The organism is Aliibacillus thermotolerans (genome assembly GCF_027853235.1).
Taxonomy (GTDB): domain Bacteria; phylum Bacillota; class Bacilli; order Bacillales; family Marinococcaceae; genus Aliibacillus; species Aliibacillus thermotolerans.
On sequence record NZ_WKJG01000051.1, the window covers coordinates 1 to 13,379 of the forward strand.

Annotated in this window: 14 protein-coding genes and 1 pseudogene; 13 read left to right on the forward strand and 2 right to left on the reverse strand. The window is 39.6% G+C overall.

From position 1 onward, the window contains the following. Both GJS40_RS09290 and GJS40_RS09295 read left to right on the forward strand, forming a co-directional pair. Window positions 1-204: pseudogene (locus GJS40_RS09290) on the forward strand (group II intron reverse transcriptase/maturase); the annotation flags it as partial. 262 nt (window positions 205-466) lie between these two features. Further along, on the forward strand, window positions 467-1,408 hold the full coding sequence (locus tag GJS40_RS09295) for a methyl-accepting chemotaxis protein (protein ID WP_270897604.1): 942 nt from the start codon (window positions 467-469) through the stop codon (window positions 1,406-1,408). Window positions 1,409-1,424: 16 nt separating this feature from the next. Here the strand turns inward: GJS40_RS09295 and GJS40_RS09300 are convergent, their stop codons facing one another. Continuing rightward, window positions 1,425-1,889, reverse strand: a complete 465-nt coding sequence (locus tag GJS40_RS09300) for a YugN family protein (protein ID WP_270897605.1) — start codon at window positions 1,887-1,889, stop codon at window positions 1,425-1,427. A gap of 82 nt (window positions 1,890-1,971) precedes the next feature. Here GJS40_RS09300 and GJS40_RS09305 point away from each other — a divergent pair, with 82 nt between their 5' ends. From GJS40_RS09305 to GJS40_RS09330, 6 genes are all read left to right on the forward strand, one after another. Next, window positions 1,972-2,400 carry a YbaN family protein gene (locus GJS40_RS09305; protein WP_270897606.1) on the forward strand — a complete coding sequence of 143 codons (429 nt, stop codon included), beginning with the start codon at window positions 1,972-1,974 and terminating at the stop codon, window positions 2,398-2,400. A 149-nt stretch (window positions 2,401-2,549) separates the two neighbouring features. Then, window positions 2,550-2,957: a GntR family transcriptional regulator gene (locus GJS40_RS09310; protein WP_270897607.1), complete on the forward strand. Its 408-nt coding sequence runs from the start codon at window positions 2,550-2,552 to the stop codon at window positions 2,955-2,957. Further along, complete coding sequence (locus tag GJS40_RS09315) at window positions 2,923-3,825, forward strand: ABC transporter ATP-binding protein (RefSeq protein ID WP_270897608.1); 903 nt, start codon at window positions 2,923-2,925, stop codon at window positions 3,823-3,825. The genes GJS40_RS09310 and GJS40_RS09315 overlap by 35 nt, the downstream gene beginning before the upstream one ends. Next, complete coding sequence (locus GJS40_RS09320) at window positions 3,800-5,764, forward strand: ABC transporter permease (protein ID WP_270897609.1); 1,965 nt, start codon at window positions 3,800-3,802, stop codon at window positions 5,762-5,764. The genes GJS40_RS09315 and GJS40_RS09320 overlap by 26 nt, the downstream gene beginning before the upstream one ends. Window positions 5,765-6,494: 730 nt before the next feature. Next, a complete protein-coding gene (locus GJS40_RS09325; protein WP_270897610.1) occupies window positions 6,495-6,956 on the forward strand; it encodes a CAP domain-containing protein in 462 nt (153 codons plus the stop codon). 60 nt (window positions 6,957-7,016) lie between these two features. Beyond that, window positions 7,017-7,352: a DUF3889 domain-containing protein gene (locus GJS40_RS09330; protein ID WP_270897611.1), complete on the forward strand. Its 336-nt coding sequence runs from the start codon at window positions 7,017-7,019 to the stop codon at window positions 7,350-7,352. Window positions 7,353-7,364: 12 nt separating this feature from the next. On the opposite strand, the gene GJS40_RS09335 is transcribed toward GJS40_RS09330, so the two are convergent. Next, complete coding sequence (locus tag GJS40_RS09335; RefSeq protein ID WP_270897615.1) at window positions 7,365-8,294, reverse strand: S66 peptidase family protein; 930 nt, start codon at window positions 8,292-8,294, stop codon at window positions 7,365-7,367. A gap of 83 nt (window positions 8,295-8,377) precedes the next feature. Between GJS40_RS09335 and GJS40_RS09340 the strand changes: the two genes are divergently transcribed. The 5 genes from GJS40_RS09340 (at window position 8,378) to GJS40_RS09360 (ending at window position 13,226) form a co-directional block, all read left to right on the forward strand. Beyond that, window positions 8,378-8,965 carry a DNA-3-methyladenine glycosylase gene (locus GJS40_RS09340; protein WP_270897612.1) on the forward strand — a complete coding sequence of 196 codons (588 nt, stop codon included), beginning with the start codon at window positions 8,378-8,380 and terminating at the stop codon, window positions 8,963-8,965. Between the two features lie 73 nt (window positions 8,966-9,038). Beyond that, window positions 9,039-9,347, forward strand: coding sequence for an alpha/beta hydrolase fold domain-containing protein (locus GJS40_RS09345; RefSeq protein WP_270897613.1), 309 nt, complete (start codon window positions 9,039-9,041; stop codon window positions 9,345-9,347). Between the two features lie 465 nt (window positions 9,348-9,812). Next, window positions 9,813-11,066 (forward strand): YeeE/YedE family protein, encoded by a 1,254-nt coding sequence (locus GJS40_RS09350; RefSeq protein WP_377902120.1) that lies wholly within the window; start codon window positions 9,813-9,815, stop codon window positions 11,064-11,066. Window positions 11,067-11,175: 109 nt separating this feature from the next. Then, window positions 11,176-12,519 (forward strand): sodium-dependent transporter, encoded by a 1,344-nt coding sequence (locus tag GJS40_RS09355; protein ID WP_270897614.1) that lies wholly within the window; start codon window positions 11,176-11,178, stop codon window positions 12,517-12,519. A 389-nt stretch (window positions 12,520-12,908) separates the two neighbouring features. Next, window positions 12,909-13,226 carry a type 1 periplasmic-binding domain-containing protein gene (locus GJS40_RS09360; RefSeq protein ID WP_333723916.1) on the forward strand — a complete coding sequence of 106 codons (318 nt, stop codon included), beginning with the start codon at window positions 12,909-12,911 and terminating at the stop codon, window positions 13,224-13,226. Window positions 13,227-13,379: the final 153 nt, after the last annotated feature.

The following is a 13,379-nucleotide window of genomic DNA, read 5'->3' on the forward strand; positions in this document are numbered from 1 at the left end:
GAAGAAACCGAAGACAAAGATACGTAACCTGATCAAGCTAGGCGTCCCACAATGGAAAGCCTATGAATGGGGTAATAGTCGAAAGGGTTATTGGCGTATCTCCAACAGTCCAATATTAGACAGAACCTTGGCAACTCATATTGGAGTCACCAGGGGCTTAGAAGTCTACAAAAACGTTATGAATTCTTGCGTTACAAATCTTAATTGAACCGCCGTATACGGAACCGTACGTACGGTGGTGTGAGAGGACGGAGGTTCATCGCCTCCTCCTACTCGATTACATTCATGGGACGACGGAAAACATTTAATAATAAGGATGCGAAACGTTGATGAAAAATTGCGTTTTATTATTAAGAAAGGCACTGTAGTTTCGGTTGTTGTTGCTTTTCAAATCCCTTTGTTTCGTGTACAATTAAATATGCATATGAAATGAATAATTTAATAAAGTTAAAGGTGTGACGCTTGGATGTTTACGGCAAAAAAAGTTGATCTTCAGGATAAAATTCACAAATTGGAAACGAAAATAGAGACATTAGAGCAACAATTACAAGAGGAAAGAGAAAATACTTTGCATTGGAAAAAGAAATTTCAAGAAAAACTTGCAGACACAGTGACACAGCATCATCGTGTGAACGATCAGCATCATACATTAGAGGAATTAATTGCAGATTTAAAAGAAAAATTTAATGTGGTAAGTGAAGTCGGAGAAAAAACGTTTGAAAACGCGTCTCAACTTCAACATATGGGAGAAAAGCTTGATAACATTCATGAAAAGTTCATTCAGGAAACAGCAAATTGTAAAGAAATTGTGCATTCCACCGATGATTCAATGGATCAACTTCGACTATTAATGGAAAAAGAAACGGAGCAAATGAACGTGTTACAAACACGTTCCAAAGAAATTGAAAAAATTGTTCAAGTGATTCATGAAATTGCGACCCAGACGAATTTATTATCATTAAATGCATCCATTGAAGCCTCCCGGGCAGGGGAACATGGAAGGGGTTTTTCAGTTGTGGCTGAAGAAGTGCGAAAATTAGCGACTTATACGGAAGAAAGTATTGGAGATATTCGCGACAAAACGGAAGCAATTATTTCTGATATTGAACAATCATTAACTATCAATCGACAGAGTGCAGAACTTATTCAAGTATGCAAGCAAAAAAGCAATGAGACGGTGGACATGATGGATACAATGGTCGATAAAATAACGGAGTCGAAAGAAGAAATGAGTGAATTGTTGCAGATAGCAGAGAAGGAAAAGAATTATTCCGATGAAGTCCGCTCTGAAATACAGTTAGCAAATGATATTTTTTCACGTGCCAATCAAGTCATTACCGACCATATTCATGAAGCGGAAAAAGTGGATAAACTGTTGGAACAAGTAATGCTAAACATAAAAAAATGAAGAAGACATATCTCCTTCATTTTTCTTCAGCGATTGCATCTTCTTCCGTTGCAGGTTGTTCAGTAGAGACGAGGGGAACGGTGTTCATTAGTTTATGTAGTGCCCGTTGCCCTACTTCTTCCCATTTACTTTTATCTTGAATCCGTCCATCTTTGTCTATTGGCGCTTGGAATTGTTCTAATCCTGTGGAAGTGAGTAATGCATTGCCATCATGGTCCAAACCAATATTGACGACATGTTTAATAATGTATGGACGTTGAAATTGAATGATGGCGTCAAAGTGGTCAAGTTCTCCTTCCATGACATCGAAAGGCGTTCGTAAATAAATAGATTCTCCTTTTTCTCGCCATAAAAGGGCATCGAAACTTCCGTGATCGTAATCCCAATTGTCCCCGAGATGAAAACCTATTTTTTCAAGAGGAGAAAAAATGGCACCGAACGTTCCTTCTTTCCCTTCCAGTTCTGAATCAAGATGGAACATGTAGTCAGCCCCCTATCACTCGTTTATTTTTATTGTGGACAGATAAAAGGGAAAAAATACGTATGTAGAGCAGGTGAAAAAGATGACGTGGTTGATGCGAGGATTATTCATAGGAGTCGGAAGTGTATCGGTCGTGCTCGGAGTCATTGGAATGGTATTACCTTTATTACCGACTACTCCTTTTCTCTTGTTAGCGGCATATTGTTTTTTAAAATCCTCCGATCGATTGTACAACAAGCTGATTCATTCGAAAGGAATAGGCCCTTACATTCAAAATTATCGCTCGGGAAAAGGAATTCCAGTAAAGACGAAAATCATCGCATTGCTCGTTCTCTGGACAAGTGCATCTTTTTCTATCCTATTTTTTGTACCGCTTTTCATCGTACAAGCACTCTTATTTCTTATTGTTGGCATTGTGACGTATTACATTCTCTCTCTGAAAACATATCGACCAAACGTGAAATCATCCAAAAATTCATCCAATAAATCTCCAACCGTATCATCTTCGTAGATGATTCTGTTGGAGATTTTTTTATGTAATGCCGTTGATGAAAAAGACGACTTATTTGGAAAAATTTCTTTACAAAAGAAATAGGATAAATTATACTAACTGTATCATTACAAATAATACAGATAATACAGAAAGGAGGGGGGTTTTGTTTGTTTGAACTAGATATACGAAGTCGCAAGCCGATTTATGAGCAATTAATGGATAACATTAAAGAATTGATTGTGACGGGGATTTTAAAGCCAGACGAGAAATTGCCGTCTGTCCGTACCTTGTCTCAAGAATTAACAGTGAATCCGAATACAATTCAAAAAGCCTACCGAGAGTTAGAGCGAGAAGGATATTTATATTCTGCCAGTAGAAAGGGGTATTTTGTGGCGCCAGTGGATCAAGTGGAGCAAAAGGATAAATTGAAAGAATTAAAAGAAACGTTGCAAGCACTTTTGAAAGAAGCCATTTATTTTGGACTGACGAAAGAAACTTTAGAGGAATGGTTTGATGAAATCAAGGAGGGAGGAGAAACGGATGATTCACGTCAAAGGAGTAACGAAGACGTTTGATAAAGAAATAGCCGTTCAAGAAGTGACGATGGACGTAAAACAAGGTTCCATTTATGGTTTGGTCGGTTCAAACGGAGCAGGTAAAACAACGTTGCTCAAAATGCTTGCTGGGATCTATCGACCGGATCAAGGGGAGATTTTTATCGGAGGAGAGCCAATTTTTGAAAACGTGGCAATGAAAAGAAACGTTGTGTTTATTTCCGACGCCCTTTATTTTTTCCCACAAGTGACCATTGAACAGATGGCTTCTTATTATCGTTCTTTTTATCCCAACTGGAGTGACGAACGATTTGAAACATTACAACGAGTTTTTCCGTTAGAACCGAGTCGAAAAATACACCGTTTATCAAAGGGAATGCAACGGCAAGTATCTTTTTGGCTTTCACTATCTTGTTTGCCAAGTGTATTTATTCTAGATGAACCAATGGATGGATTAGACCCAGTCATGCGCCAAAAAATTAAAAATTTGCTCTTTCAAGATGTAGCGGAACGAAACATGACTGTTATTATCTCGTCGCACAATTTACGGGAAATTGAAGATATGTGTGATCACATCGGAATGATGCATGAAGGAAAAATTATTTTAGAAAAAGACATCGATGTATTAAAGTCAGATACCCACAAAGTACAACTTGCTTTTGATGAGGAGCAAAAAGAAGAAAAGATATTGAATGATTTAACGATTGTACATAAAGAAAAACGCGGGAGTGTGCTTTTGTTGATCGTAAGAGGAGAAAAAGATGTGATTGAGCGAACGATTCGAGCAGAAAAACCACTTGTGTTTGATATGCTACCACTCACGCTCGAAGAAATGTTTATTTACGAGATGGGAGGGGTCGGCTATGAAGTCGAACAAATCCTTTATTAATAAGGGGATGCAAAAACAAAATATGAAACAACATGGCTGGCTTGGGATTGTATTTTTTATCGGTTTATTATTTGCCCTTCCACTTCAAATGTTTTTACTCGCATCGGATATAAGAAATAGAGACAGTCTTGTGATTGAAAATGTGTTTGATATTGCGTACCCTTTTCAATTTATATTGATCATATTTTTACCGATTCTTGCTGGGATTGTTTTGTTTCGTTATCTCCACGTAAAATCGGCGGTTGACATGATGCATAGTTTGCCAATCAAGCGGGTTCATTTGTATCTGAACCATTATTTAACAGGGACCCTATTATTACTTATCCCATTATGGCTTGTGGCGATGTTGTTATTTTTTGTTCGGGATATTTCTCCGATTTATCAAGAAATTACGAACGGAGATATCGGCATATGGACACTGGTGATGACAGTGATGGTGCTTTTGTTTTATAGCGTTTCTATTTTTGTTGGCATGATGACAGGTATTTCCGTTGCCCAAGGAATTTTATCATTTATTTTATTAATCCTTCCAACCGCTCTTTTTTATCTTATTCATGCCAATTTGGCGATGCACTTATACGGATATTCCCGAGGATATGTGATGGATGAATGGTCAACATACTTATCCCCTATTGTTTGGTTAAGTGAATTGAATTACAGGGAATTTTCCTATCTTCCATTGATTTTCTACGCTCTTTTTTGCGTAATTTTTATCGTACTGGCTTATTACTTATACCAGTGGCGCCCTCTTGAAATGAGTGGTCAAACCATTGTTTTTGAGTTTCTCCGCCCCATTTTTAAATACGGGGTCACCGTTTGTACGATGTTAGTCGGTGCGGTATATTTTGACCAATATCCTCACGACGGTTGGATCATTTTTGGTCTCATTGCAGGCTCTTTGATTGGTTTTCTAGTTGCAGAAATTATTTTAAAAAAGACGTGGCACATCTGGCGAAAGAAACTTCTTGTTCAATATGGTGTTTATGCTAGTATTATTCTCGTGCTGAGCGTGCTGATCAAAACAGATGTGATTGGTTATGAGACGAGAGTTCCTGAAGCAAGTGAGATTGAACGGGTATTTTTAGGGAAAGATCCATGGACGTTACAAGATGAGCAATTGGATGAAGAAGATATCTTTATTCAAGATCCAACGTTCATCGAAGAAGTTCGTTCTTTTCACGAAAAAATTGTCACTAAGCAACCGGAACCCGTCATTTCGAATCACTTGTATGAAGATTCATATGTCATCGCTTATGACTTAGAAAACGGCTCCCGGCTTGTCAGACAATATCACATACCAATGGAAGAATCTGAAGAGTATGTAGGCAGTCTGATTGAATCCAAACCGTATAAAACATTCTTTTTTGAACTTGATCGATGGGAGCAAGCCCCGATCGAAACAATCACTTTCGTATCCCAAGGACCCGAAAGTAAAAATGTGAAAATTACGGATGAAAATGAAATAGAAGAATTACGTCACATATTAAAATACGATATTTATTCTTTAACCGCCGATGATTTAATTGGTGGTGAACCTACATGGGGAAGTATAAAAATAGAGACAGAAACAACCTTAAAAAATGAAGAAGCGGTTTATATGTCGTGGAATAAATCATTTGCTGAAGTGGATGAATGGCTGAGGCGCAATGATTATATAAACGAGGCACGGATCGTTCCAGAAGATATCGACACGATCGATGTGATCGACGTTTCTTCATCCGAAAGAATTACTTATCCAGAGGAATATTTTTTCCGTGAAAAAGAATACGACTTGACTGAAATACAAGATGAAGAACTGATTGCCGAAGCATTACAACACTCGCGCAACTTTGGGCAAGCAGATTACGTGGTCCGCTTTACTCTTTCTAATCACGGTTATTTCTTTGGAACTTTACGTACGGAGGATGTATCGGAAGCGTTTATTCAGTACGTAGAATAAGAAAAAAAGTCCTTCATTCTTCGGTAAGGGCAAAACTCCGGTTAATCAAAAGAGAGAAGTGCTCACCAAACACTTCGTGAGGTTCTCATAAGACGATTTATTTATCATATAGATGAAAAAAGTGTCGCATGACAAGTTCATACGACACTTTTTAGGACTGGAATTGGAAAAAATAGGTGACTTACGGTACTTGTATGTTTCATGCGACGAATGACGCTTAAAAAATAAGATAAATCGTTCCATAAACGTTTCATGCGACGCTTCATTTTGTAAAACACCGATCATAGAGTCGTATGAAGGCTTAAAATGGAAGAAATCAGGATAAAAACAAGTCGCAACACGTTTCATACGACCTTTCATTACGAAATCGATGCAATGAAGTGTCGTATAAACGATCCATACGACGAAATATCGCATAAAATTCCTACCGAATAGTCTCATGATGTTTTATAAAGGAAGTTTTCGATGGTCTTGCATCGCACCGGCCGTCCTCTTACCACCCGCGGATAATGATGACATATGAAGTTTTCGGATGAGAAAAGAGGCACAGAGAAATGCGTTTCTGGCGGTGATAGACGAAGGAAAAAACATACAAAAATGTCCAAGCAAATTTTAGTGCTTGGAACCTGGTAATGTCCCGGACTCTGTTTAAGATCCACTTCTTACCGATTAAAAATTGGAAAAATTGTCCATACTGAAAAGGGATTTCAATGTAAGGGAGTTGGAGATATTGAAACACTTACTGATATGGACGTTCGTTTTGTTCTTATCGTCTTGTCATATCAAAGCGGATGAGTCATCTGTTGAGAATATAAAGAACGAGACGAAAAATACAATTGTTCAGTTAACGAATGAACAGCGTGTTGAACATGGTTTAAAGCCACTTCAATGGGCGGAAGATGCAAGCATTGCAGCGCAAGCAAAATCCGATGATATGGCAAAAAATCAATACTTTGCCCATGAATCACCTGTATACGGTGATTTTGTCGGATTATTAGAAGCGTATGAAGTGGAGTATCACCTAGCAGCTGAGAACCTTGCCGTTGGTCAAAAAACGCCAGAAGATGCGGTGATTGGCTGGATGAACAGTAAAGGCCATCGGGAAAATATCCTCCATGAAGAAATGACGCATATTGGAGTTGGCTATGATGAAGAAGGAAAGTATTGGACGCAAATTTTGTTAAAAAAATAACGTGAATAGTTTTTCATCCTGAAGAAAAAGCTAGAGGAAACGGCTTGAAGGAGGATTCTCATGCTTATATTTACCTTTCGGCTCATTCTTGCCAGTTTCCTCACTTTGACTATTGTTCCTCGTCATGAACCACCTGCCCCGGCATATGTGGAATGGGGAGAACTTGCTGCTACCGCTATTAAAGATGAGTATCCTGACTTTGAATTAAAAGACTATACATTTGCGGGGAAAACGATCATTTCCGAAGAAAGAGAACAGTATACTTTCAAAGTATGGATTGAGAAAAATAATGAAGCGCAAGTTGTTCACACATATGTCCTGATAGACCCTCAAACGGAACAACCGATTCATGTCTTTTTTGATGAATTGTCAAATGAAACGGCTCTTTCTCTATGAGAGAGCGTTTTTTTATGGTGGAGACGTAACAGTTGGTTCAAGAATGGTAAGCGTTTCTTCTTCTGTGTTTAAAGTCGCCCTCGCTCCAATGGGAAATGTTGTTTTAAATCTGCCATGTCCTGTAGCAAGACCAGTGAGAAGCGGTTTATTTAATGGCACGAGAAACTGTTCTATTAAATCTTCATATGTTATTCCATAGGCAGCTGCACATCCTGTACACTCTCCCATCACAATTCCGACACAATCTCGAAATTTACCGGCCATTTCCAATTGTTTTAAGTATCGGTACACGGTGTTAATCGGTTCATTCGTTTCTTCAATGACAATAATTTTCCCGCGGGTGTCAATTTCATAAGGAGTTCCAAGCGTGCCGATAAATGAAGTGAGATTACCACCAACAATCTCACCGGTTACCGTCCCGGCAACACGACCGATAAGAGGCATTCCGTCGGGATTATTGATATTTCGTGGCGCTTGTAATGTTGACACGTTACGAAAAAACTCATCATAGTTAAATGGTGGCGTGCTCAAGCGGAAATCAATGAGCATTAAACTATGGAAAGTGATCAAATTTGCATACGTATATAAAGCATTTAATAAAATCGTGATGTCACTATATCCGCTAACTATTTTAGGATGTTTTGCAATCATTTCATAATCAAGATAGGGAAGAACTCCTTTTACCCCAACACCCCCTCGAGCGGGAAGAATCATTTTAATATCTTCATCTACGATCATTCGCATAAAATCATGGGCACGTTCTTCGGCTGTTCCTGCAAGAAATCCGTTTTGGAGAAATACAGAATTTCCAAGTACCACCCGCAAACCAGTTTGTTCTAGAACTTGCACCCTTTCAGTGACAGTATGAGGGTCAATCGGACTTCCAAGTGATACAATACCAACAGTGTCCCCAGCTTGTAGAATGGGTGGACGTGTAACAATCATCACATCCTCTCAAATAAGTGATATACACATTGATTTATATGAAGAAAAGAAGGATTAAGAACAAACGAGGTGAAAGATACATGCAATTGGAACCAGTCCATCAAGATTTTTTTAACGAACCTACTCTTTCTTTCGCAAAAAAATTACTCGGAAACATTTTGGTGAAGGAAACTCCGGAAGGAATCGCTGCAGGAAAAATTGTAGAAACAGAAGCATATTGTGGAGAAAATGATCGAGCGGCACATAGTTTTGGAAATCGGAGAACGAAGCGAACGGAAATTATGTTCGGTCCGCCAGGCTATGCATACGTATACGTCATGCATACCCATGCGCTCATTAATATCGTGACGGAAGCAGAAGGAATTCCTCACGCCGTTTTAATTCGCGCGGTGGAACCGGTGATAGGAGAGGAGTTAATGTTTGCACGTAGAGGAAAAGACAAAAAACATACCGACTTAACAAGTGGACCAGGGAAACTGACGAAAGCATTAGGCATTACAAAAGCCGACTATGGACGTCCTATGTTTGAAAAACCGCTCTATATCGCAAAAGGAAAGCCGGTAACAGAAATCTCTAGCGGTCCCCGGATTGGCATTCCTAATACTGGAGAAGCGAAAGACTATCCATGGCGCTTTTGGAAGACGGGAAACAAATATGTATCGCGGTAGAGAGAAAAGTGCGGAATGACTTTGCAATGTGCCTTTTACTTAATCGCCCTGAAAAATACATTTCGTCAATAATATGGTTTGGTTTTGGAATCATTATTTGCGGGAAGAAAATGATGGAAAAAACCCTTATGCCTCCCCACTACAAGCGGAAGATTTGAGCGAATTACCTCCTGCTCTCGTTCTCACCGCAGAATATGATCCGCTCCGTGATGAAGGAGAAGCTTATGCGAAACGATTGAAAGAAGCGGGAGTACAGGTGGAAGCCACTCGGTACGATGGAATGATTCATGGGTTTTTTTGGATGCCGGGTGCGTTAAAACAAGGCATGAAAGCGGTGGAACAAGCCGCTAATTGCTTACAACGTGCTTTTCTAAACAAGTAAAGATATTAGCTGACGTCTTGAATGTGTTTGGATAATTATAATAGGAGCGGGAGTACAGCTGAAAAACTCTCCTTATGCTGAATTTTTAACCTTAGATAAAGTGGCTAGGACAAAACTTCAGTCATCGCCAAAAACTTGGTGAGTCTCTCTTTTGGTGTACAAAGAACATTTTAAAATGAAAATGATGAAAAAAGTGTCGTATGAACTGGTGATGCGACACTTTTTTCTTGCAAACTGAATAGGAGTGGTTGTAAGAGGGGTGAAATTGAAAAAAATTTAGGTGATTCGAAGCGTTTTTATGTTTCATGCGACGAATGACGCTAAAAAAAAGAAGATGAATCGTTCCATCAACGTTTCATGCGACGCTTACATTTTCCTTCCATCATTTTATTGACACAGATTTATTTTTCACGTATGATAATGGGTATTAAAAACCAACTATTTATATAAGAATTAGAGGTGAACATAGTGTCGGTGGAAGCGAAAGTGTTAACATCTCAACCTACAATAGAGAAACCGAGAGAAAAACAGCTTCCTCCTCCGCAAACGAAATTAATTATGGGAGGAAGTGTCGTTGGACTCATTCTTTTCTTTTATTTAGCAATGACGCAAACCATTGAGAAACCAATTTTATTTGTGATTGGAATTTTGCTGGGGTATACACTATTTCATGCACGCTTTGGTTTTACATCTGCTTTTAGGCGGTTTGCGTCTGTCGGAAACGGGGAAGCACTGCGGGCACACATGATTATGCTTATCGTGGCAGTCACGTTTTTTGCTCCAATCTTAGCAACCGGTTTTACTTTCTTTGGTGGAGAAGCGTCAGGGAATGTCAATCCGATTGGAGTAAGTTTGCTTGTAGGTGCGTTTTTATTTGGTGTTGGTATGCAGCTTGGAAATGGATGTGCATCCGGTACGCTTTATGCGATTGGAGAAGGAAGATCGGTGATGTTTATTACGCTTCTTTTCTTCATTATCGGATCGACCATTGGCGCGTACCACCTCGATTTTTGGTTAAACGATATGCCGTCTTTCGGTGCGGTTTCGTTAGCTACATCCACCGGTCTAGGATACACCGGTGCTTGGCTTATTTCTGTGTTGTTTTTTGGACTAATCATTTGGTGGACGCTTCGAATCGAGAAAAAGAAACATCCGCCGAAAATGGCACCACTTCCGACAGAACGAGGGTGGAAACGTATTTTGCGAGGTTCTTGGCCGATTATCATTGCGGCAGTTGTGTTAGCCGTATTAAATGCCTTGACGTTAATGACGCGAGGGACTCCGTGGGGAATTACTTCCGCTTTTGCCCTTTGGGGTTCAAAAGGAGCCGACTTGCTTGGATTTGATGTTGCAAACTGGGCTTATTGGGAAGGAGATTTAGAAACATTATATGGTTCTGTCTTTTCTCATACAACGAGTGTCTTGAACTTCGGTGTCATTTTAGGTGCATTTCTTGCTTCTGCTGCCGGTGGATTGTTTCAATTGAAAAAAATTACAGCCAAAGGGGCGACTGCCTCTATGATCGGTGGTCTCTTGATGGGGTACGGTGCACGACTTGCTTTTGGATGTAATATAGGAGCATACTTCAGTGGCATTGCATCGTTTAGTTTGCACGGTTACATCTGGGGCGTTGTCGCGATGGCTGGAACGTTTCTTGCTTTATATTTACGCCCGCTGTTTGGTTTGTCCGTTCCAAAACCGAAAGATTCCTTTTGTTAATATTTCACTCCCACTCCTTCCGTTTTTGTCAGCTTCTGTTGACGAAAACGGGTTTTTTTCATATGTTAGAAGGAAGATTTTTCTACATAAAAATGAAAGGAAAGTAGTTATGACAGAAAGAAAAGATCAATGGTCTTCTAAAATTGGATTTATTTTAGCCTCTGCGGGAGCGGCAGTGGGATTAGGTGCCATTTGGAAATTTCCGTATGTCACCGGAATGAGCGGAGGGGGCGCTTTTTTCCTCATTTTCGTATTATTTACGCTATTAATTGGACTTCCTCTACTTATTTCTGAATTCATTATCGGGCGTGGCGCGCGAGCAGAAGCAGTGACGGCTTATAAAAAACTTGCTCCGAACAGCATGTGGGTATGGGTCGGAAGATTTGGCGTCCTAGGATGTTTTTTGCTTTTATCTTTCTATAGTGTCGTAGGTGGCTGGGTGTTTATTTATAGCATCATGTCCATTTTTGGGCAAGTCATTGGAGAAGGAAAGGATTACGGGGAGTTATTCGGATTTATTACGAGCTCACCTTGGGTCACTTTGCTTGGACTATTGTTATTTACTGCGGTAAACGTGCTTGTCATTTCTTCGGGTATACGAGACGGAATTGAGCGTGCGAACAGATACTTAATGCCATTATTATTTCTCTTTTTCATTATTATTGTCATTCGTTCATTAACGCTTGATGGAGCCATGGAAGGAGTCACATTTTTCTTAGCACCTGATTTCTCAAAGATTACGGGAGAATCATTACTGTATGCATTAGGTCAATCCTTCTTCTCCCTAGCAGTCGGTTTTTCTTGTCTAGTTACTTATAGCTCTTACTTGAAAAAAGAAGTCGATTTACTCTCCTCCGCGAGTTCCGTTGTTGGCATGAATATTTTTGTTTCTTTATTAGCAGGACTCGCCATTTTCCCTGTCGTATTTGCCTTCGGATACGAACCGGCAGAAGGACCAGGATTATTATTCATGGTGCTTCCGGCAGTGTTTTCCGAACTCCCATTCGGACAACTCTTTTTAAGTTTATTTTTATTGCTATTTTTATTTGCGACATTAACGTCTTCTTTTTCTTTATATGAAATCATTGTGGCAGCTTTTACGGCAAACAAGAAAAGATCTCGCCAGCGGGTTACATGGATTGCCGGAATCATTATTTTTATCGCAGCCATTCCTTCCACGTTATCATCTGGAGTGCTTGCAGGAGTGGAAGTGTTTGAAAAAAATATTTTTGATGCGACTGACTATTTAGTAAGTAACATCATGCTCCCGGTTGGAAGCTTGCTCATTGCTCTCTTTATTGTGCATAAAATGGATAAGAAATTGGTCGAAGAGGAATTTTTGATTAACAGAAAAGAACAATTCCCACTTTATCAAGGTTGGCGTTTCTTAATGGCGTTGGTTGTACCGCTCACGATTGTGATCGTGTTTCTGCACACTATCGGGATGATTTAAAGGTGAAAGTAGTTCGCAGTAAAGGAACGTTGTACTTGAAGATGGGAAAGGAATATTGACAAAAAACAAGCATATCATGGCAGTAAGAAAGGAACATTTGCACGAAAGAGAGATGGGAGAAAATTCCCGTCTCTTTTTCGATGGATAATTATTCGATATAAATCGTAAAATAAGTTGTAAAATCACATTAAAACCAAATTTTATGAACAATTAAAATATTTCGTTGACAATGCAAATGCTCTTTTAAGAGACTCTCAAACCCTTGATATTCACAGTATATAGGATTAAATCAGACGGTTGGTGAAGGTCTCATTGAACAAGCAGGAGAAGTTTCAGAAGGTTTTATGGGGATTCTAACCCACGCGCTCCCATATGAGGAAGTACCTGGTATGGAAGAGTATAAAGAATATTTAGAGAGTCGAGGTAAAACGATTGAAGATATTAATATGCAATATGTCGCTGGATGGGTGGCTGCTAAAGTAATGGTCCAAGGAGCGATTCATGCAGCAGAACAAACAGATGGTGAAATTACAGGAGAGGATATACTTGCGGGACTGGAATCCATTACCGATCTAGATTTAGGAGGACTGGCAGCACCTGTTACTTTCACAGAGGACCTTCATGCAGGTACGGAACAAGCACGTATTGGTATTGTAAAAGATGGCAAATGGGAAGCGATCACAGATTATGTGAGCTACCGAGAATAAATAGTTTGTGAACTACTCGCCACTTTGCTAACGCTTGAAGTGGGAGCTTCTCAACTCCTCGACGAAAGCACTCTTTCGTCTCCTTGAGCGTTACTTCGGGCAGTCCCTGCCCTAGATGTCCGACGTTTCGGAGTTCTTTTCGTACCTTGGATA

Bases quoted from the DNA above. Each gene is read 5' to 3' on its own strand.
- GJS40_RS09320 (WP_270897609.1), top strand. From the start codon at position 3,800: ATGAAGTCGAACAAATCCTTTATTAATAAGGGGATGCAAAAACAAAAT.
- GJS40_RS09360 (WP_333723916.1), top strand. From the start codon at position 12,909: ATGGAAGAGTATAAAGAATATTTAGAGAGTCGAGGTAAAACGATTGAA.
- GJS40_RS09330 (WP_270897611.1), top strand. From the start codon at position 7,017: ATGCTTATATTTACCTTTCGGCTCATTCTTGCCAGTTTCCTCACTTTG.
- GJS40_RS09305 (WP_270897606.1), top strand. From the start codon at position 1,972: ATGACGTGGTTGATGCGAGGATTATTCATAGGAGTCGGAAGTGTATCG.
- GJS40_RS09300 (WP_270897605.1), bottom strand. From the start codon at position 1,889: ATGTTCCATCTTGATTCAGAACTGGAAGGGAAAGAAGGAACGTTCGGT.
- GJS40_RS09345 (WP_270897613.1), top strand. From the start codon at position 9,039: ATGGTTTGGTTTTGGAATCATTATTTGCGGGAAGAAAATGATGGAAAA.
- GJS40_RS09340 (WP_270897612.1), top strand. From the start codon at position 8,378: ATGCAATTGGAACCAGTCCATCAAGATTTTTTTAACGAACCTACTCTT.
- GJS40_RS09315 (WP_270897608.1), top strand. From the start codon at position 2,923: ATGATTCACGTCAAAGGAGTAACGAAGACGTTTGATAAAGAAATAGCC.
- GJS40_RS09355 (WP_270897614.1), top strand. From the start codon at position 11,176: ATGACAGAAAGAAAAGATCAATGGTCTTCTAAAATTGGATTTATTTTA.
- GJS40_RS09295 (WP_270897604.1), top strand. From the start codon at position 467: ATGTTTACGGCAAAAAAAGTTGATCTTCAGGATAAAATTCACAAATTG.